Below are 19696 nucleotides of genomic sequence, written 5' to 3' on the forward strand. Positions count from 1 at the left end.
CGCCGCGCGGAGCTGGAGCTCGTTGATCGGGTGGAGCCCGGGCGAGAACGGCGCCTCGACCGCGCCGACCATGCCGCAGAGCGCGACGCCGATCGAGCCGGTGTTGCAATTCAGCGTGTGCGCGGCGTAGGCGACCGGCCCGTTCGGATCGATCGACTCGTTCGCCTCGATGGGCCAGACGCCGGCGAAGACCGAGCCCTCGCCGTCGACAATCCGGTGATAGTGCTGGCGGTCGAGCGCGGACACGACATTGGTGCCCGCCGTCCAGTGAAGGATGACGCGTTTCATGGAGGTTCCGATGTCAGGGGTCAGCCGGATCCGCGCCCGGCCCGCGCTGGAGGCTATGGCTTTCGGGAATTGAAGGCCCGGAGCTCGTCGCGGACCTCCCGGAGCAGCGTCTCGAAACCCTCGAGGCGCTGCCCGAACTGCGCGGCGGCGACGTCGGCCTTGTTGAGCCGGTCGGCGTTGGCCCTCGACGCGGCGGTGTTGTCGCGAATGTCCGCCCGCACGTCGGCGAGCTGGGTATCGACGTAGGAGCGCAGGTTCGTGAGATCGATGCGCTGCTGGTTCACCGCGCTGTTCAGCCCGGCCCAGAGCACGCCAGCCGCGAAGATCGCGATGACCCCCGAGAGCACGCTCCCGAGGATCGACCAGATGTTGACGGTCCAGTTGATCTCCGGTCTGGGCAAGGGCGCTTCTCCTTGGGCGTGAAAGGCATCGGGGGGCGGTGCTGTCGCCGGCATGTGTAGCTATTGACTTCATGCGTAGCTTTCCGCTACACATGTGACATGAAACCGATCAGCTACAGCAAGGAAGCTTTGAAGACGCTTCGCCGGATGCCGGCGAACACCTCGGGCCGAATTCGCGAGAAGATCGAAGCCTACGCCGCTGATCCCGCCTCTCAGGCCAACAACGTGAAGGCACTCCAGGGCGCCGAGAATACCATCCGCCTCCGTGTTGGAGACTGGCGCGTCATCATGGAAGAGACAGCTGTCATAGCGGTGATCAGGGTCGCCGCGCGTGGCGGAGCATATTGAAGGGGAGAGCCACCATGTCCGAGACCATTACCATCGACCGCGCGGAATACGATCGACTCGTCGCGCTCGCGGAGGATGCCGAGGATCTCCGCGCCGTCGCCGATTTCCGTGCCCGGCTCGAGGCCGGAGAAGAGGAGCTCATGCCCGCCGAGTTCGCCGATCGCATCCTCGACGGCGAGTCCCCGCTGCGCGTCTGGCGGGAATACCGCGGCCTGTCGCAGGCGGAGCTCGCAAGGCGGTCGGGCATCAACCGCGTCGTCATCGCCGACGTCGAGGCCGGGAGGAAGGGCGGCTCCGTCGCCACCTTCAAGGCGACCGCCGAGGCGCTCGGCGTGACGATCGACGACCTGGTCTGAGCGGCGGCGACATATGTGCATCCCGCCTCCCGACGCGCCGCCGGCGCTGCACCTCCTCGCGGTCATCGAGGAGGTGATCGTGGAGCGCATGGCAGGCGCCGGAGGGAATGTACCCCTGGGCGAACTCCTCGAGGTCCGCCGCTGGCTGATCGAGATCCTCGCGGAGCAAGGTCATGTCCCGGCAAGAACGAGAGAAGGTCTCCCGTCCCACCTGAACTGAGGTCGGTTCAGGCTTCCCGCGCCGCCTCGAATCGAAGCCAGTGGCGCACGTTTCGAATGCACCGGCTCTTGGGCTGGCCAAATCGTAGTCTTTCGATGATGGACGGGAGGGGGTACCCGCGCGGCTTTCAGGAAGGCACGCGGGATTGTATGCTGATACTCAGCCGTTTCTCGATCGCATTTGCGGGATCGGGGAGCGGTCAGGCCCTCGGTTGGCAGGGCGCAACGCCGCCGGGGGCCGCCGGGTCAGACGAGCTTCGCCACGGGCGGCAACAGCTGCGCCAGCCGTGTCAGCCCCTTCGGCGTCACCCGCACCTGGGTCGCGGTCTTCTCCGAGCCATCCGACCGGTAGACGGTCATCGTCTTGTGCTCGAGGAGGCCGGAGGCGAGCTTATCCTGATAGGCGACCTCCCCGCCCCCGCCGCGGGAGTAGATCCAACCGTGCGAGCGCAGGAACTCGAAGAGAGTCTTCGGCCGGACCTGCAGTGTCTTTGCGGTGTCGGTGATGCAGAGACTGCCGTCGGAGGTCGCGATGCGCTCCAGCGCCTGGACCTGGGGCTGCATCTCGTCGACGCGCCCTTCGAGGACGAGCACCTTCTCGCTATAGGTCAGCAGCAGACCGCGCATCGTCGCGGGATCGTTCAGCGCCCTGAGCGGATCAGCTGGCGGTTGCCCCTCCAACTCCAGCCAGCGATCGATGATCCGCTTGCGGAGCTTGACGTTGTAGCCCGCGACCAGCGTCAACGTCAGATCCTTGGGAAGGAGGAAGCACGGGTTCTCCTTCCCGTTCTCCGCGATGTAGTTCCCCCCAAATTTGGGGGCTACCTCTCCGAGCTTGTCGAGCATCTTCTTGATATCCCGCATCACGTGATCATGGCGCTTCTCGCACAGCTCGGCGATCTCGCGGCTCGACATGGTGAGCGGCTGGTCCGCGCTGAATGCGGCTACCATCGCGCGCGCCACCCCGCTATTCTCAACCTCAGGCATCTTCGGGAGACCCTTTCCCTTTGGTGTTAGATGGAGCCGCCCGGCAAGGCGACTTTGTCGTCTTCGGCGGCGGGGATGTTGCTTGCTGGCTTGTTCCCCGCCGCCTCCTGAAGCAGCATCACGACATGGGTGTTGAACGAAACCCCCAGCCCTGATCGCCTGGTTTCAGCTGGTGTAGTAGCTGGCAGGCACGTCCACGGGCGCGGTGCCCTCGACGTAGCAGACGGCGCAGTCGGCCAGCGCGAACCACGGCAGGACGCCATAGAGGTAGCTCGACCCCACCACCCGCTGGCTCCAGGTCCAGTCCTTCGAATTCGAGCCGTCGCCGTCGTTGCGGGTGTCGTGCGCGAAATCGAGCCAGCCCACCTTGTCGCGCGTGATCTCCCGCATCCACGCGACCGCGACCTTCAGGCGCGCCGCGGTCGCGATGACGCGAGGGTCGGTGCGGGACATCACGCCCGAGGCGAGGCCGGCCATGAAGGCGTAGACCCCCGCTCGCACCGCGCCCATCATGTATTCCATGGACGATCTCAGCCCTTCGGCGTCCTGCCCCTCCAGCTCCACGCCCATGCCGATCTGCCCGACCAGCGCGTTGAGCGCGGCCGTCGCACTCCCCTTGATCTTGCCGCGCCCGTTGTAATTCAGCCCGTTCTTGGTCGCCGCCGCCGTCTTGCAGACCCGGCTGAACATGTAGTCGACCTCGCGGCAGACGATGCCGGTCAGGTCGAGAAGGGACAGCGCGCCGCCGGTCGAGGCGTCTCCCGTGGCCCAGTTGCTGCACTTGCGCACGATGTCGGCATAGGTCGGCGCCCCGCTGGGGCGCGCCGGCTTGAAGCTGCCCGCGGTATTGGTGAGGCCCGCGTCGACGAGCTCGTCGTAGAAGTCCTGCACCGCCGCCGTGTTGCTCATCGACTTGAGCACCGCGTCGCCTGCCTGCGCCGACCCGAAGAAGCACGCGCCGATCGTGACGAGGAAGCGCGGCGGGCACCGGAAATTCGGCATGCTCGTGAGATTGGTCGGGTTCGCATAGCCCAACATGTCGCGGAGCGTGTCGGAGCCTTCCTTGCCGACGGTGGCGCCGGCGATCATGCCGGCCTTGGTGAGGAGGGTGACCTTGTTCTTGTCGGCGCTGCTGAGGTCTCCCCATTGATTGGCGTCCAGCTTGGCGAACAACGCGGCGGTGGGAAACGCGCTCTCGTGCTGGGCCGCGTAGCTCGCGACCATCGCCGGGCATGCCGCGCCGGTGAGGCACGAGCGCAGCCAGCCGAGTCCGAGGCTCCGCAGCGCGCTGTCCCCCGCGAGCGCGGCGTAGGACGCGACCGGCCCTATCGAACCGCGCGTCCCGATGTTGCCGCTGTAGCCCGCGCGGATGGCGGCGAACTGCGACTTCGGGTCATAGAAGGACGACCTCGCCTGGTTCGTGCCAGTGCCGGTCGCGAACGGGATCGGCAGGGCCGTGACGCCGGGATCGTCCAGACCGACGATGTCGAACGGAGCGATCGACCCCGCGAGCCGCATCTGGCCGCTCGCGCCGTGGAGCCACCAGAGGCGTGGATAGGCGCGGCCACCGACCGGGCGCCGGCCGGAGGAATACCAGGTGAGGCCCGCCGTGACGGCGGCGGCGGTGGCGCTCGGCGCCGCTACCTCGTCGCCCATGATCTCGCGGATGAGCGTGAAATCCTCTCCCGCGACGGTGGTCGCGACGGTGATGCCCGCCGCCGTGGTGAACTTCAGGTGCCCGCTTTCGTCCGCGAAGCCCTGCGCGGAGGCCTCGGTGAGGTCCGTGACTTCGACGACGTTCCAGTCCGCCTTCGGCACGTCGTCCGGCCACGACAGGCCCGAGGCGGTCTCGGGGCCCCTGATCTCGATCGCCGCCACGAACTGCGCTCCGGACGCCGCGCCCGTGTAGGTGTGGTCGACGTCGTCGGCCGCCGCCCAGGCGGTCGCGGGGGCCGCGGTCGATCTGGAGATGGTCTTGCGAATGCCGCCCGCGGCGTTCTGCACCACGAGCGTCGCATCCGGCCGAAGCCCGGGCGCTTGGCTCGTCTGCGCCGAGGCGATGAATGCGAGATCGAGGACGATCGAATTGGCACCTTCGAGGGTGAGCCCGGGGTGATCGAGGCGCTTGGCAAAGGACTGCCAGGTCAGCGCATCGGGCGTCCCCTCGAGGGTATTGGCTCCGAGCGGATTGGACCAGTCGACGCCCGGGATCGAGATATAGGTCGGCCGGCCGTCTCCCCAGTCCCCGAGATCGCCGTCCTCGCCATCGCTGTCGGCGCGGCGCCAGCACACCGCCATGTACTGGCCGCTGCTGCCCCCGAGGAAGAGCACGTTCCAGAGGTACTGGCCGGCGAACGTTCCGCTCAGATCCGGCACCGGAAAGGCGTCGTTGCTGTTCCGGCGCACCGCCGCCAGGATCATGTCGTCCGTGAGATAGTTCGTGAAATCCGCGGAGCCGGCGGTGTTCGACCCGCCCACGCCGCGGACCTCGGGAACGGTCGCGGGCGTGACGTTGTGGATATCGAGCTGGAACGACGTCTCGTCGAAGCCCCCGCTGTTGCGTGCCCGCACGACGACCTCGGCGTCCGAGACGATGGAGGACAGCGCGATCGAGAGGGTGTCGGTCTCGGCGCTGTAGGTGACCAGGGAGACGCCGCCGGCGGTCGGTCCATTGACCTCGATCGTAAGGTCGGAGCCGGAGAACAGGCCGGCGACCGACACGCTCTCGTAGGCGCCGCTCCGCTGCTCGAACGACTGGTCGGCGAGCGAGCCGACGAGCGCCGGCGTCGGGTAGGTGATCGGGATCCCGGCCGTGTAGACGCTCGTCTCACCGGCGCCGTTGCGCGCGGTGACCCGGTACGAGAGCGACGTCAGATCGTCCTCGGCGGTCGGCGTGTAGCTGCTCGTCTCCGCGCCAGGGATGTCCGCGCCATCGCGGAGGGCCTGGAAGTCGTAGGCGGTCGGGCTGTTCGTCCAGACGCCGCTCGAAGCCGTGTGAGCCGAGCCGATCTTGCCCGGGCCGGCGATCTCCGGCGCGGTAACCAACGCCGGGGCCCCGCTCTGCACCAGGCCCTGCGTCGTGAAGGACTTCTGGCCGCTGGCGGGATGCCAGCGGAGGGCGTCGGCCTCCCGATAGAGCAGGATCCCGAACACCGTTTCGCCGGCCGATGACGCCTCCGACCCGAGGAGGCTATCGCCCGGCGCGGCCGCGACCGTGGCGGCGTGGATCGCGTCGTAGTTCGCGGGCGCATAGGGCAGGGAGCCCATGTAGCAGCGCAGCTCCACGCCGGCGGGAACGACCCGCGAGGGCGCGACCGTGGTGCGCGGGAGGCCGACCACCCCTCCGGCCTCCACCGTGTCGCGTTCTTCCACGAAGCCCCAGTCGTCGCCGGTGATGAAATAGCTGTCGTCCTGGTCGATCGGAATGATGACCGCGTCGCTGAAGCCGCCGGGTCCGGCGGCCGAGATCGCGCGAATCCGGAACGTGGCGTTCCAGGTCGGGACGCCCCACTGCCAGATGTCGGCGTAGCTTTCCGGGGTGAACACCACCGAGAACGGCATCGGGGCGGACGCGGGGATGGAGAGGACGGTCGCGGCGCCGTCGAAAACCACCTGATAGCTCGTGACCGCCTCCACCGAGGCCGGCGCCTCGATGATGTTCAGGTCGATGCGATAGCCGTCCTCGTATTGCACCGGCGTCGAGAAGTGGGTGCCCGCGACCATCTGCTCGGGCAGATCCGGGTTTGTCTCGTCGATCTCGGGCACGGCGAACAGCACCCCCTCGCCGAGCGAGGACGCGACGAGGCGGAACCGCGCTCCCTCGGACAGGGTGGCGGTGGCGACCTGAACGATGGCGAATCCGCTGTCGGGATCGAGCGCGGCGGCGGGAAGCCGCGAGCCGGCGGGGCGATCGCTGAGACCGGAGATGATCGATTCCATCGGGATCTGCGCGGCGATCTCCTCTCCGGAGGGCAGCGCGTCGGCCGGCAGGCGGCCCTGGTCGTCGGCGGACAGGATGCCGTTCGGGGCCCCGACCTGTTCCGACCCGACTTTCGAGTTCACGACGGCCTTGATCTGGTTCAGGTCCGCCGAGGTCACGCTGGAGCCGGGCATCTTGTCCGGATAGGTCACGTCCATGGGGATCACTCGCTGACTGTGAAGGGGAGGGTGGCGGGGAGGACGTCGGCGCCTGGCGTCGCTCCGACGCGGATCATTTCGACCAGGGCGTCGATCTGGGTTTGGAGGTCGGCCACCGCGGCGGCGTGCTGCTCGGGCGATACGAAGGAGTCGGTATCGGCGTAGGCGGCGCTGCCCAGTTGCGTGGGCTGAACCGCCGTCTCGGCCTTGGCCGCCGTCGCCGCGAGTTCCGACGCGGCGATCTGCTGGAATTGAGGCGTCTCCGGGTCGCCGTTGAGCGCGACGAGGAACCCGGCGTCGCCGACGGGTACGACCGGGGCATCTGTCAGCTCAGGCACGGGTCGGCACCTCGCCCCGCGCAGGAAGCCGGACCGGGCGCGTGCGCGCCCGGCATCTGCGTCGTCATCATGGGAACCTCAGATCTGGGAGCTTGCCTCGAAGAAGGCGTCGATCTCGGCCGGCGACTTGCCGGCCGCCGCCGCGAGCAGGTCGACGAGCGGGTCAGCCCGCTCGATGACGGACATGCGCGCCCAGGTGATGCGCGCGGCAACCTGGGCTTCATCGGGCAGACGCGCGATCACGGCCTCGATCGCCGCCGGAATGGCGCCGGAGCAGGCGGCGGCCACGGCCTCGTCGGCCGTGACGACCCCGGCGCGCGCCAGTCCGATGAACAGCTGCGGGGGCGTCAGACGCATCTCCGCCCGCCGGGCCGCGAGCTTGGCCGCTCCGGAGACGACGAACATCACGGGGCCACGTCGACGGCGCAGAGCGCGCCCAGGAAAGGGAACGACGGCCGGATCTCGACGAGATACTCCCCCGGCTCCTCGAAGCGCATCTCGAACCCCGCTCCGGGCACCTCTCCCATCTCCAGGCCGTCGACCAGGACCAGCGCGCCGGACGGAACGCCGGGCACGCTCCAGACCGCCCCGAGGGCAACCCGGGCCTGGTCCGGCAATCCGCTCGAGGGCCGGCGCTGGAGCGCGCCACCGGAGACCCAGTGCGTGCGCGGCCCGCCTTCCCCCTCGACGACGCCAGTCTCTCCCGCGACCTCCTGCGCCGCGACCTGGGCCTCGCTGGCCTCGATCGCGTAACGGATCCGGCCGGTAGCCAGCTCGAATACGACCGCTTTCAACGCTTGACCCCCATGGCGAACGCGGTCGCATCCAGGACGGTGAGCAGAATGCCCGCATCCCTGCGGGCCTGCAGGCTGACGGTATGCGTCCCGGCTCCGACCGCCCGGGCGCCGAGCAGCACCTGAAGGGTATGGGCGCCGGTCCCTTCGATTTCATCCACGGTCGTTCCGCCGATGCGGATCCTGTAACCCCATCCGCCCGAGGTGCTCGAGGTGGTGACGCGCATCACGCCCTGCGCCATGATCGTGCCCCCGAGGCCCATTGCCACGTTGAAGTCGAGCACCGAGGCATAGTCGCCTGTGACGTTGTAGTCGGCGAGGCGGCGGGCGAAGACCGGCACGGTCACCGCCTCGCCTGCGATGGTGAGCGTCTCGACCCAGCCGTTCACCGCGGCGAAGTCGATCAGGTCGGCCTTCTCGGCGGTGATCGCGCGCGCGGCGAGCTGCGGCGTCGCGATTCCCTCGGGCTCGATCAGGGTCGATCCCTTGCTCTGGCGCACGACGCTCGGCGCGAAGAAGCGCACCTGTCCGTTGGTGGTCGCCACCTCCCAGCGCCATCTGGCGCGCCGCGCCTCGCCGGGCACGACGATGGTATTCGAGATGTCCTGCGGCGCGGCGTCATTGCCCGAGACCGCGCCGATGACAATGTCGGAGACGGCGTCGCCGTTGCTCTTCGTGAACACGATGCGCGCGCGCGCCGTCATCGAGGAGCCGCCGATCCGGCCGATCTGCGCCGAGCACACGAGCCGCATGCCGGGGCGGACCGGGAAATCCCTGCCATCGCACCGCCGGTTGCTCGCGCCGGCCACCGATCGGATCTCGCCGAGCGAATCCGCGCTTCCCGAGCTGGTCTCGGGGATGACCGTGAAGTAGTCCGAATTGCTCCAGGCTGTGCGCGACTGCAGCTGATCGTCCGGCACCATGTTGAAGCCGAGGTCGGTCACGACGACCTCGCCGGCTGACAGCGTGCCCGGGGCGATCACGTTGCGCCCATCGAGCAGCACCGCGCCGCCGGCGCCATCCTCGTCGTCCCAGGCGACGAGCCGGATCCCGGCGGAACCGCCGCCGGCCACCGCGCGCATCACCAGCGCCGAGGAGGCGTGACCCGCCGAGGCGACGGCCGTCGCGGTCATCGTGACCATCGCCGCGAAGTCGTCGAATTCGGCCGCGACCTCGCTGCGCATCGTCGCCACGGCGGTCTCGGCGTTCGTCGCCGCCGCCATCGCGGTCTGGGCGAGCGCGTGGGCGACGCCATCGACCAGGCGGGCCTCGACCGCCGTGAATACGCCGACGCCGGTGCCCGTCTTGCGGATCTCGAGCTGGGCCGTCGCGGCCCGGGCGGGGGCCGTGACCGTGGAGAAGGCGCTGTCGACCCAGCTCCGGCCGGTGATGTTGAGGGTGCGCGTGCTGGTCGTGAGCACGACGCCGTCCGCGTCCCGCCACGCGAGCCGCATCTGCAGGTCGAGATTGATCGTCCCCGATCCCGCCCCCGCCGCCTTGAGGGACAGGGACATTACGTCGCCGGGCTTCACCGGCACGCCTTCGAATGCCCTGGCCGTGGCGTCGGTCTCCGCGTAGCCCGTGAAGGCGGTCGGCGCGGAGGCGAGCGCCGTGACGGCGGAGGAGCGGGCCCTGACGGACCATCCCGCCGGCCAGACCGTCCACCACTTCGGACGAACTCCGGCGGCGAGCGCGGCGCCGTCGAGGGACAGCGTGGGGTTGCGCACCCAGTTGGTGCCGCCGAACGTGGCCTCGACCGTCGAGACCCGCCCCGCGAGCGCGGAGGTCGCGTCGCTGACGGCGACCAGACTGGTGGAGATCGCCGCGTCGGCCGCCCCGAATTCCGCCCGCAGCGTCTCCTGCGCGGCCGCGATCGCGCCGCCCGGGCCGACGATCGTGAGGCGCATGTCTTCGATCGAGGCGTCGGCGTAGCTGTTGGCGAGGTAGGCCTTGACCTCGGCCTCCGTCGCCGCGCGGATGTCGAGATAGTCGAGGCGCAGCGAGGCCGCGGGAGTCTCGGAGGCCTGCTTGGCATAGCAGACCAGCTGCACCGCGCTCGCCTCGACCGGGCGCTTCCAGACGATCTCCCGCGACTGCGTCCGGTCCGGATCGATGACGAAGCCCCAGTCCTCGACCAGGCGGCCGTAGGCGTTGGCCGCGCCGAAGGCGTCCCCCCGGATCCACGATCCGCCGCTCGATTTCCACTCGGCGCGCAGGCGGCCGCTGGAGAGATCGCCGGAAAGGCCGCGCAGCATGGCGGACACGACCACGTATTCCGCCTCCGCGTCCGCCGCCGGAAGCTGGCCGGCAACATCCGAGGAGGCGCGGACCCAGGCCTGACCGGTGCCGGTCGGCACGTCGATCAGCAGGCCGGAGCCGTAGAACGCTTCCGAGGTCTCCTGCGAGCCGTAGGTCGCGATGCCGCCGTTTGCCCAATGGGTCGGGGCGCCGGCCTCCCAGGTGTGGAAGGTCGGGTCCGCCGACCAGCCTCGCTTCATCCCGGCCAGCGCGATGCCGGTGAGGTTCGCCAGCGCGGCCTCGTCGAACTCGCCGAGCGCGGTCGTCAGCGCGTCGAGGCGGTCGAGCGTTTCCTCGGATAGCCCGGAGACGGTGGCCTCGACCTCGTTCGCCTTGGTGAGCGCCGCCGTCGCATCGTCGGCGGCCTCGTTCGCCCGATCGAAGGCATCGTCGATCCTGGCGCGGATCGTGTCCTCGAGATCGGCTTCCTTGATCCGGACATCCGGCGCGGTGACCGGCAGCCAGTCCGACCACGCCCGGCCCTCGGTCGGCGCGAAGATCGCCTGAACCTCATAGTCCTCGCCGGCGACGATGCCCTCCGAGATGATCAGCCTCAGAGCCTCGACGTCGTTGAAGACGGAATAGGTCACGGCGACGCCGGACAGCGTGACCGGCTCGCCTCCCAATGTCAGGGCGAGGGTCGCTCCGGTGCTGTCCGGAGCCGGGGCGACGCTCGCCGCCGGCAGGTGCGTTCCGTCGCTCGCCAGCCGCACCCGATAGCGCACCGCGTCGACATTCTCGGTCTCGGTCCAGCGCAGCCGGATCGCGGGCTTGCGCGCCGATCCCGAGCCATCCTTCACCGTGGCGGGCTCGACGGTGAAGGCCCCGATGCGCGGGGTTCTGCCCGGCCGCCGGGGCGGCTCGATCACCACCGGGACTTCGAAGTCCTTGTCCCAGTCGTAGTCGGACGGATCCCATTCCCGGAGCGCGATCGCGACGCAGCCGGACGGAAGATCTTCGACCCGACGCAGCTCGAACGACTTTGCGACATAGCCGTTCCGGGCGCTCGTCCAGGCGACCGTGTCGATCGGGCTCAGCTTCTGCGCCTCCGGGGGCAGGGAATGGACGTGATTTCGGAAGCGCCGGTTGTCCTCGAGCGCCGAGCGGATGAGCCGTTGCACCTGGTGCTTGTACGGCACGACGGGCAGGCTGAGGTTCGCGATCGACCGGCGTCCGCCATCCTCGGCTTGATAGGCGAGGCTATGCCGGAGCGGCGCGTCCTTCGCCTCCCATCCGGACTCGGGCTCCGGGTACTGCGCCCCGACGCCATTGTAGGTCGCGTCGAGGGAGGGGAAGGGATCGAACTGATCGGAGGAGGTAACGATCACGTCGTCGTCGTCATAGGCGTAGACGGGCAGCCCGGGCGCCCCGCAGCGCGTCAGCCATGTGCCCGCGACTTCCGCGACCACGCCCTGGCAGGCCTTGAGCAGCTCCTCGATCACGGAGGCCGGCTCATCGCTGAGCTTGATCTCGAGCCCGGCCCGATACTGCGGCTCCGCGCCGCCGTTCTTCCTGTCGATCGGCAGGTCGCACTCGTTCATCGCCGCGAACCAGGTGCTGGCCGGCAGGTCGCGCGCGGCGATCCCCTGGCCACCCCACAGGAATTCGCCGGTGATCGGGTCGTGGAGGCCGCGCTTGATGTTGTAGATCATCACCTGCGGGTTGTTCGTCGGCTCCCAGGTCCGCCAGTTGTTCCAGCGCTGCGCCCCGCTGCCGCCGGCGGTGCTGTCGCGCCTGGGGTCGTAGAGGCCGTAGTCGTCGAGCTCGACCATGACCTGCGGCTTGCCGCCGCGGTGCACTTCCGGGCTGTAGCGGGCGGTGACGATGAGGTACGGCACGCCGAGCCCGATCATGTCCGCGAGCCATGGGTAGGTCGCCGGGGCCTGGTATTTCGCGGCGAGCATCGGGTCGGCCGAGGTCTGGGTGCCGTCGTAGAACTTGACCCACAGGAAATCCTTTCCGTCCTTCTCGTAGCCTTCGACCGGCCAGCCGTAATCCGGATGCGCGGCCGGCTTGAGCTTCGCCCATTCGCCGTTGATCCAGACCCGGGAGAGCCGGGCGGGCCAGTCGGCCAGTTCGATCACCTGCGTGTAGAAGGCGTTGGCGGCGCTCACGCTCGGCGCGCCGTGGGACCCGTGGAAGACCAGGTCGCCGGCGGTGCAGAACCGGCCCATGAGCCGCGTGCCGGACTGGTTCTCGCCGAAGCCCATCGAGATCTTCGTGCCGGTCGGTCCCTGACCCTGTTTCGGCGCGAGCGCCTGCGACAGGGCCGAGAAGGCGACGCCGACGGCGAGCTGCTGGATGATGCCGATCGCCGTCGCGGTTCCGGCCGCCGTGAGGCCGACGCTCGCGCCGATGGCGAGCGTCGTGGCGGCGGGCGCGAGCGTGACGAAGGCGCCGCCGGCGATGACGGCCGCTGCTGCGACGGGGGGCATGGCGTCAGACCTTCAATGCGACCCGCGCGGCGAGCAGGTCGACCGTGACCAGCCCGTCCACGCTCATCAGGAAGATCCGCGCGCCCTGGACCACGCCGAGGGCGAGGCCGTCCTCGACCTGGACCACCGCGAGATCGCCGACCTGCGCGAGCGACGGCGGGATCTCCGCGAAATGGGCGCGCGCCATGTCGACGTGATCCATATAGCCCTCCCGGCGCAGCGCTCGGACGCCCCCGGTGAGCGTCGTGTAGGAGTCGCGAAACTCCGCCGCGAGGTCGGTGCCGGTCATCGCGGCGACGGCGCCGGCGGCGAAGAGGGCGCAGTCGAGGCCGCCGTAGGCGAAAGGCGACCGCCGCACGCGCTCGACATAGCAGCCGAGCCGGGCGCGCCAGTCCGGCCGGCGCCTGATCGCCGTCATGACCGCACGTCCTTGGTGCCCCAGGGCACGTCCCAGGCGCGCGCTGTGCCCTTGTACCGCCGGAACCGGTCATCCTCGCGACGACGCTGCGCCTCGTCCGATTTCTTGCGCTCCGAGGTGAAGGTCAGCATCCGCGCGGTTGAGACCAGCTGCACCTCGATCGTTGCCTCGCCGCCCGCCGCCGGGCGCTCGATCGGGGCCGTGTTGACGAACCCCTTGAAGCGCGGCTCGGGATCACCGATCGGGAGTCGACTGTCCGGGTCGTAGGAGCGGCGCCAGATCTGGGCGCGCGCGCCGCGCGCGTCGTAGAGCCGGAACGCCGCCTGGACGGGCTCGCTGAGCGCGGAAAGCGTGACCGAGACCGGCCGGATGTCGAGGCCGGTCTCGTACCGGATCGAACTGATCGAGATGAGGCCGAGGTTGAAGAAGGTCCGCGTCTCGGTCGCTCCCGAAAACATGTCGGTCACCCGGATCTGCTCCGTGGTCTCTCCCTGCCAGATGCCCAGCCCGTGAATATCGCCGCTCTCGCGGTCGCGGGCCTCGATCCAGATCATCTGGGCCTCGACGAGCGCGCCCCGGCGCTCCCGCTGGCCTTGCGCGCGGGCATTGACGGCGCGCATCAGACGGAAGCCTCGATCGCCTGGAACGAGCAGCCGTCGGAGAGCATCTTGCGCGTGACGCCGGCGGCGAAGCTGCCCGGGGCGATCATCATCAGCGCGGTCGGGCGCTCGAGGAAGACGCGGACCCCGGTCACCGTGCCGGTCTTGAGCGCCGGCGTCACCGTGATGGAGGGCGTCAGGCCCGAGCTGTTCGCGGACACCGTGTCGATAATCCTGTGGAGCGAGCGGCGGTCGCCGCGGTTGAACGCGAGCATGTCGCCTCGGGTCAGCGTGTAGCCCGAGGGCAGCCCGGAAATGCGCAGGGAGACGTTGTCCGACCCGATCGCATGCAGCAGCGGCGCGCTGTTGCCGAGTTCCGAGCCATCCGGGTCCGCCGCCGGAAAGGGGCGGCGAATGTTATAGAGGTGGAAGAGGCGATGCGGCAGGATCGCTTCGAACAGCGCCTGCAGCTCGTCGGCGTCGCGGTTGTTGTAGCGCGCGAGCGTCACGTCGGCGATCCATTTCGGCGGAGCGATCTCCGAGACGATGATGTCGCCGCGCCCCGTGCCCGAGGTCTCGACGAAATCCCGACGCCAGAAGGTCATCTCGCGCACGCGGAGCTTCCTGGCAAAGACATCCCGGCCGAGCGGAAATTCCAGTGCCATCAGCGGGCTCCCTTGAGCCTGGGATCGGCGATCGCGCGGCCGACGCCGTCGCGGAACGAGGCGCGGGCGCCGTCCATCGCGGTGTTGACCGTGTTGGAGGTCACGCTCTGGACGTAGGCGCGCAGCGCCCCGGCATCGTCGACCGAAACCCCGACCGAGACCCGCACGTCCTGCGTGGCGCCGCCGCCGCCGGCGCGCGGCACCTCCGGATAGACATAGCCGGACTGGTCCGGCACGAAGAGTTCCGCCTGGTTCTCGCCGACGACATAGGGCTGACCCGCGCGGACCGGGCCGCCCCGGGCGCGGGCGCCGATGCCGAAGATCTGGGTGAAGACCCCGCCGGCGGCGGTCGCGCCGAAGCCACCCCCACCACCCACGCCTCCGACGAAGCTCTGGAAGGCGGTCGAGAGCGCCATGTCGGCGAGGCGGCCGGTGAGGTCGGACAGGGCGCTCCGGAAGCCGTCCGCGCCTTCCATCGCCCCCTTGAAAAGGCCGCTGAGCGAGCGCGCGGCGAACTGGTTCACCGCGTCGACGCGCTCCGTTTCGGCGCGCAGCGCCTCCATCTCAGTGATGAGCTGGGAGATGTGCTGCCCCTCGGCCGAGTAGAGATCCACGCCAGCCTGGCGCGTGGCCTGAGCGATGCGCCGCGCCACATCGGTGCGTTCGACCTGCTGCCGTTCGAATTCGAGCCCCTCGATCACGCGCTCACGGGTCTCCTGTTCCTGCTCGAGCTCGCGCGCCGCCTTGGCCGCTTCCGACTCTCCGGCGCTGCGTGCCTTGTTCGCCGCCGCGCGCGCCTCCGCCTCCGCCTCTCGCTGCAGGGCGAGGCGCGTCTCGTAGGGGATGGTCTGCGAGTCGCGCGCCTGCCCGGTCCGCGAATCCTCGGTCGCGGCGAGCGGCGCGGTCTTCGCGTCGAGGCGCGCCTTCGAATGGTCCGCCTCGGCCGCCATCAACTTCTGGAACTCGGCATGCGCGTCGGCGGCGTTGCGCGCCGCCGCCGCCATCGACGCGGCGAGCTGATCGCTGGCGCCCGCAGCGCCATTCGCCGCCCCCGTCAGGTCTCGCATCAGCGCGGCGGCCTCGGAGATCTTCTCCGACGCGGTCTCCACCCCGGACGTGAACTCCTGCATCGCCGGGGGAAGGTCCTCGGCGCTGAGGCCCCACTCCTCGATCATCTGACGAGTGTCGAGCATGATCGCATTGCGGTCCTCGGACCCGGCGGCGGCGTTGAACCGCTCCATCGCATCGACCAGATGCTGGGTCTGCTCGAGGCTGAGGCCCAGGGACCCGCTGATCTGGGCGAGTGCGTTGTCATCCGAGAATTCGAGTCCCAGCGCCTGGAATTCGGCGCGGATCCGCTCGATCTCCTCGCTGAGCCCGGAGAAGGCTCCCTCTCCGACGGATTCGATGGATTTGCCGAGCTCGTCGATCTCTCGCGCCCGCATCGAGGCCACCAGCGCGGCGACCTGCTCGGACGTCCCCGCGAACTTCTCCCGCAACTCGTCCTGGCCGAGCTTCACGAGATCCGCCGTCTCGCGGGCATGGTCCATCGACTCGTCGAGTTCCTTGATGCGCTCGGACAGCGTCAGGGCTTCTTCGCCGGAAGAGAGGAACGCGGCCGCGAGCGGCACGCCGACGGCGACGGCGGCGCCCGCCACCGCGCCCCAGACCCCAAGGCCGCCGAGGAGCTGGGGCAGCTGCTGAGCGAACGCGGTCACGGGCGAGGTCCCGTTGGCGACCTGAACCGCGAAGTCGCCGATCTGGTAGGAGGCATTCTGGATGGCGCCGGAGTTGAGCCCCGCGAAACCGCGGCGCAGCTCCTCGGTGGCGTTCGACATCGGGCGCATGCGCTCGGCCGCGCGCTCGCGCGCCTGACCCGCCTCCATCGCGGTGATCGCCCCCAGCTTCTCGGCGCGGGCGATCTCCTCGAGTTCCTGTTCGTACTGGCGCGAGACCGCGAAGAGCGGATTGAACTTCGCGCGTAGCCGGTCGAGTTCGGCCCCGTAGGCCGCGACATCGGCCGCGCGGTCCCGCGACTCGGCGCCGACGCTGAAGAGGCTGTCGAGCTGCTGGCTGAGGTTGGACGAGCCGCCGCTCTGCGCGGCCGCCTGGGTGAACAGCTTGAGCTGCTGCGAGGCCGGACGCGTCGCGGCCTCGACGCGCTTCATCGCCGCCTCGGCGCTTCGGCCGACGCGATCGAAATCCTGTTCGACCGCCTTGCCGCCCTCGGCGGCGAGGCGGAGCGCCACGCTCTTCACCATATCTGGGTGTCCCTGGTCTGTTCAGTCGTCCGATGGCCGGATGGCGCGGAGCAGTCCGGCCTCGGCATACGGCAGCAGCAGCGCCGCGACGCGGCGATCGATCCCGTAGGCCTCGAGCACGTCGAGGCAGGCGGGAATGTCGAGCCCGGTCACGCCCGCGAACGAGACGCGGAGCTGACGGCCGAGCAGCCTGAAGACCTCGAAGAGATCGCGGGCCTCCTCTGTTTCGAGCGCATGCTCGTCTCTTGGGCAGACGCCCTGACCACCGTACCGGTCGCAGGCGAAGGCGGGATCATCGGCGCAGCCCGCGCACTGCGCCTCCCCGCCCCGCCAGCGCCAGGTGATCAGGGCGGCGAGACGTTTCCCTCGGCGACCAGCAGCAGGGCGGGCATCCGCATTTCGGTCCGGATCCGGTCAGCCAGCCAGGGCGCCATGTCCCGGAAGGTGGCCCAGGTGTCGGGCGTGAAGGGCGCGGGCGTCCGCCCGTCCTCCTCCAGGACGCCCGACCAGCCCGTGATGTGCCGCGCGGCGAGGCGGTCGAAGATGATCTCCTCGGAACGCGCGGCGATCCGGGCATCGCGCTCCGCGCGGGCCGTCGCGTCGCCCGAGGTCAGGGCGGTCGCGTCGAGCGCCGCCTCGATCTCGCGACGGGCCTGCTGGAACGCCATCGCCTCGGCGGAGCGCAGGTCGACGAAGCCGATGCCGGTCATCGTCACGGTGACCCCATAGCCGAGCGCGATCTCGCGGGGCTGGGTCAGGTCGGCGAGTCGGAGGGCCATCAGGGGTTCCCGTAGCTGGCGGTCTGGTTCTTCAGCGTCACGGTGAGCGGCGACTCGCCGCTGTCCGGACGGGAGGCCCGGAAACCGAACTCGGCGGTGAGGATGTCGCCATTCGGAACGGGCACGCCGACGCGTTCGAAGCGGAGGTTGTGCAGGGCGAAGACGATCGAGAGCGTGGCGCTCAGCTCGTAGCGCAGCTCCATGTCCGAGAGCGTGCCGGCGGACCCCAGGTCATACCAGGACGTGTCGCGGAACCGCGCGCTGATCTTGCCCGTGAGCGACCAGTTGCCGTCGAGGAACGAAGCCGCCGTCGGCAGCTGGTTCAGCTCCTCCTGGTCCGGCGTGATGCCGAGCGACGCCTCGAATTCGAAGCCGGTCACGCCGGCGACATTGGCGCCGTCCTTCCAGATCGCCGCCTGGAACCCGACCGGCACCGTATCGGTGGCGAAGGCGACCGGCGCGGCGTCGAGCGTGTCGGCGAGCTTGTCCTCGACGGATCCGAGCATCTTGAACGCCGTTCGCGAACGCTGGCCGTCCTTCTGCGCGGAGAGCGACATCCCGGAATAGGCGACCGGGGCCTGGCGGAAATGCCGATCGATGCCCCGGTGCGAGATGCCGGCGGTGAAGAGCAGCGGCACCGGGATCGCCGCCATCTTGAAGACGTGGGTGTAGTTCGGCGCGCCGCCCGTGGTCACCGGGTCGCCGAAGAGCCCGCGCAGGTGCCAGCCGATCGACTGGAGGCCCAGCGGCACGGTGATGTCGCCGGTGAGGTTGCGCAGCCCCGCGACGGCCTCGCCGGGGAAGGCGTCGCCGACGATCGCATCGTCCTCGGTCACGTCCTCGGTCGGGGCCATGCTGATCGAGTAGAAGGGGAGCAGCCGGAAATCGCCATCCGCCGCCGCCGCGGGCGTCTCGAAATCGGCCTGCTCACGCATCAGGAAGGCGGCCTGGTCGCCGCGCGCGGTTGCCATCTAGATCTCCTCCAGGGGGTTGTCGCCCGTCTCGTAGTAGAGCGTGATCTGAACGATGCCGGCGCGAACCGGCGCGTCGCCCAGGATGGGCGGATCCTCGACGTCGCCCGGCGCGGACAGGTCGAGATAGTCGACGCCCTCGATCGCCTGCCCGCGCAGCCCGCCGACCTTCGCGGCGAGCGCGTCGAAGAGCGCGCGGGCTCCCGCCTCGTCGCCGGGCTGGGCGACGATCTCGACCGCCGCGACCCGGCTCCACTCGCGCGCGGGAACGCCGAAGACCCTGCCTTCCTCAACGGGATCCTCGAGCCGCAGGTTCACCAGGCCCTCGGATGGGCAGTCCTCGGGCAGGACGGCGGCGCGGCTGACCGGCGGATCGCCTTCCTCCGCGAAGCAGAGCAGCAGGGCGGCATGAATCCGCGCGGCGATGGTCTCGTGCACCGTCGCCATCAGTCGATCGCCTCGAGCTCGGCCTCGATCAGCGCGGGAAGCCTGCCGGACCAGTCGCCGTGTTCGCGGGCGACATCGAGGCGCTTGCGAAGCTTCACTCTCGGGTAGAGCAGGAACATCACGACTGTGGCGTCCGGGTTGGAATGCGCGGCGATCAGCTGCTTCTTCGTGCGGGCCCGCAGATACCCACGCTTGCCCCTTCGCAGGTTGTCCACGACAAGAAAGCTGGGCCCGTGCCTGCGGAAGATGAAGCGGAGCGGCCCGTAGCGGGACTCCGGGAAGTTGGAGGGGTTGATCCGCTTGCCGCCGACGCCCCGCTTCGGCGCGTCGGCCGTGGGGATCGCGAGCCAGAAGCCCGCCTCGCTCTTGATCATGGCGCCGCGATCGAAGGCGTCGATCAGCTTGGGCGACTTCGACGTGACCAGCGCCGCGGCGTTCGCGGATGCCTTCCCCTTGGGGTATAGGTCCAGCCGCCAGGCGTTGGCGAGCTTGCGCCCCAGCCCTCCCGAGAGGGTCTGGCGGCGCAGACCCGCCTGCAGGCCGACACCGGCGCGACCGATGCCGCGCGTCACGGCGACCTGAACCTTGAGATATTCCTCGGCCATCGCCGCCAGCGGCGCGCCGGTCGCGGTGAACTTGATCTCCATCAGGCGGGGACCGTGTTGACGATCGCGATCAGCCGGTCGGCATCGCGGTATCGCGGTGTGCCCCGGACCGTCCGGGTCTCTCCATCGACGAGGATCTCCGCGCCGGCGACGATGCCCTCCATGTCCGCGCGCCGGATTTCGAGGATCACCGAGGTCGCGACGACGTCGCGGCTCAGGCGGAGCTGGATCTCTTCGTCAGGGGCGCGCCGGATCGCCAGGATGGCGCGAGGCACGGTTTCCTGCACGATCACGGGGACCCCGAACGCATCGAAGACCGGGTCGATCGCAAGCGCGGGATCGAACATGTG

At 69.6% G+C, this 19696-nt stretch carries 20 protein-coding genes; 2 read left to right on the forward strand and 18 right to left on the reverse strand.

Features of this window, described 5'->3' with window-relative positions; all coding sequences use genetic code 11:
* On the reverse strand, positions 1-288 hold a 288-nt coding region (locus FJM51_RS20370), incomplete at its 3' end, for a peptidoglycan recognition protein family protein (protein WP_210240364.1).
* A gap of 53 nt (positions 289-341) precedes the next feature.
* Positions 342-689, reverse strand: a complete 348-nt coding sequence (locus tag FJM51_RS23930; protein WP_181164675.1) for a hypothetical protein — start codon at positions 687-689, stop codon at positions 342-344.
* A gap of 99 nt (positions 690-788) precedes the next feature.
* On the opposite strand from FJM51_RS23930, the gene FJM51_RS20375 reads away from it, so the two are divergent.
* Together FJM51_RS20375 and FJM51_RS20380 are read left to right on the forward strand one after the other, a co-directional pair.
* Positions 789-1037, forward strand: a complete 249-nt coding sequence (locus FJM51_RS20375; protein ID WP_140455973.1) for a type II toxin-antitoxin system RelE family toxin — start codon at positions 789-791, stop codon at positions 1035-1037.
* A gap of 14 nt (positions 1038-1051) precedes the next feature.
* Positions 1052-1393, forward strand: coding sequence for a helix-turn-helix transcriptional regulator (locus FJM51_RS20380; protein ID WP_140455974.1), 342 nt, complete (start codon positions 1052-1054; stop codon positions 1391-1393).
* A gap of 465 nt (positions 1394-1858) precedes the next feature.
* Here the strand turns inward: FJM51_RS20380 and FJM51_RS20385 are convergent, their stop codons facing one another.
* From FJM51_RS20385 to FJM51_RS20455, 16 genes are all read right to left on the reverse strand, one after another.
* Entirely contained in the window at positions 1859-2599 is a 741-nt protein-coding gene (locus FJM51_RS20385) for a phage antirepressor KilAC domain-containing protein (protein ID WP_140455975.1), read from the reverse strand.
* A gap of 165 nt (positions 2600-2764) precedes the next feature.
* The gene (locus tag FJM51_RS20390; protein ID WP_140455976.1) at positions 2765-6736 is read right to left on the reverse strand and encodes a hypothetical protein; all 3972 of its coding nucleotides are present in this window, start codon (positions 6734-6736) and stop codon (positions 2765-2767) included.
* A gap of 5 nt (positions 6737-6741) precedes the next feature.
* The gene (locus FJM51_RS23935; RefSeq protein ID WP_181164668.1) at positions 6742-7074 is read right to left on the reverse strand and encodes a hypothetical protein; all 333 of its coding nucleotides are present in this window, start codon (positions 7072-7074) and stop codon (positions 6742-6744) included.
* A 78-nt stretch (positions 7075-7152) separates the two neighbouring features.
* Positions 7153-7482 (reverse strand): hypothetical protein, encoded by a 330-nt coding sequence (locus FJM51_RS20400; protein WP_181164669.1) that lies wholly within the window; start codon positions 7480-7482, stop codon positions 7153-7155.
* A complete protein-coding gene (locus FJM51_RS20405; RefSeq protein WP_140455978.1) occupies positions 7479-7868 on the reverse strand; it encodes a hypothetical protein in 390 nt (129 codons plus the stop codon). The genes FJM51_RS20400 and FJM51_RS20405 overlap by 4 nt, the downstream gene beginning before the upstream one ends.
* The gene (locus FJM51_RS20410; protein WP_140455979.1) at positions 7865-12601 is read right to left on the reverse strand and encodes a phage tail protein; all 4737 of its coding nucleotides are present in this window, start codon (positions 12599-12601) and stop codon (positions 7865-7867) included. Before FJM51_RS20410 ends, FJM51_RS20405 begins: the two co-directional genes overlap by 4 nt.
* Before the next feature lie 4 nt (positions 12602-12605).
* Entirely contained in the window at positions 12606-13019 is a 414-nt protein-coding gene (locus FJM51_RS20415; protein ID WP_140455980.1) for a DUF6950 family protein, read from the reverse strand.
* Positions 13016-13639: a hypothetical protein gene (locus tag FJM51_RS20420; RefSeq protein WP_140455981.1), complete on the reverse strand. Its 624-nt coding sequence runs from the start codon at positions 13637-13639 to the stop codon at positions 13016-13018. Before FJM51_RS20420 ends, FJM51_RS20415 begins: the two co-directional genes overlap by 4 nt.
* Entirely contained in the window at positions 13639-14283 is a 645-nt protein-coding gene (locus tag FJM51_RS20425; RefSeq protein WP_140455982.1) for a hypothetical protein, read from the reverse strand. The genes FJM51_RS20420 and FJM51_RS20425 overlap by 1 nt, the downstream gene beginning before the upstream one ends.
* On the reverse strand, positions 14283-16544 hold the full coding sequence (locus tag FJM51_RS20430; protein WP_140455983.1) for a coiled-coil domain-containing protein: 2262 nt from the start codon (positions 16542-16544) through the stop codon (positions 14283-14285). The genes FJM51_RS20425 and FJM51_RS20430 overlap by 1 nt, the downstream gene beginning before the upstream one ends.
* 21 nt (positions 16545-16565) lie before the next feature.
* Complete coding sequence (locus FJM51_RS24765; protein WP_267901476.1) at positions 16566-16697, reverse strand: DUF7697 family protein; 132 nt, start codon at positions 16695-16697, stop codon at positions 16566-16568.
* A 191-nt stretch (positions 16698-16888) separates the two neighbouring features.
* Positions 16889-17323 (reverse strand): phage-derived protein YdaY family protein, encoded by a 435-nt coding sequence (locus FJM51_RS20435; protein ID WP_140455984.1) that lies wholly within the window; start codon positions 17321-17323, stop codon positions 16889-16891.
* Positions 17323-18294, reverse strand: coding sequence for a phage tail tube protein (locus FJM51_RS20440; RefSeq protein WP_140455985.1), 972 nt, complete (start codon positions 18292-18294; stop codon positions 17323-17325). Before FJM51_RS20440 ends, FJM51_RS20435 begins: the two co-directional genes overlap by 1 nt.
* Entirely contained in the window at positions 18295-18741 is a 447-nt protein-coding gene (locus tag FJM51_RS20445) for a hypothetical protein (RefSeq protein WP_140455986.1), read from the reverse strand.
* Positions 18741-19388, reverse strand: coding sequence for a DUF6441 family protein (locus FJM51_RS20450; RefSeq protein WP_140455987.1), 648 nt, complete (start codon positions 19386-19388; stop codon positions 18741-18743). The genes FJM51_RS20445 and FJM51_RS20450 overlap by 1 nt, the downstream gene beginning before the upstream one ends.
* A complete protein-coding gene (locus tag FJM51_RS20455; RefSeq protein WP_140455988.1) occupies positions 19388-19693 on the reverse strand; it encodes a head-tail joining protein in 306 nt (101 codons plus the stop codon). The genes FJM51_RS20450 and FJM51_RS20455 overlap by 1 nt, the downstream gene beginning before the upstream one ends.
* Positions 19694-19696: the final 3 nt, after the last annotated feature.

Source organism: Amaricoccus solimangrovi (assembly GCF_006385685.1).
GTDB classification, from domain to species: Bacteria; Pseudomonadota; Alphaproteobacteria; order Rhodobacterales; family Rhodobacteraceae; genus Amaricoccus; species Amaricoccus solimangrovi.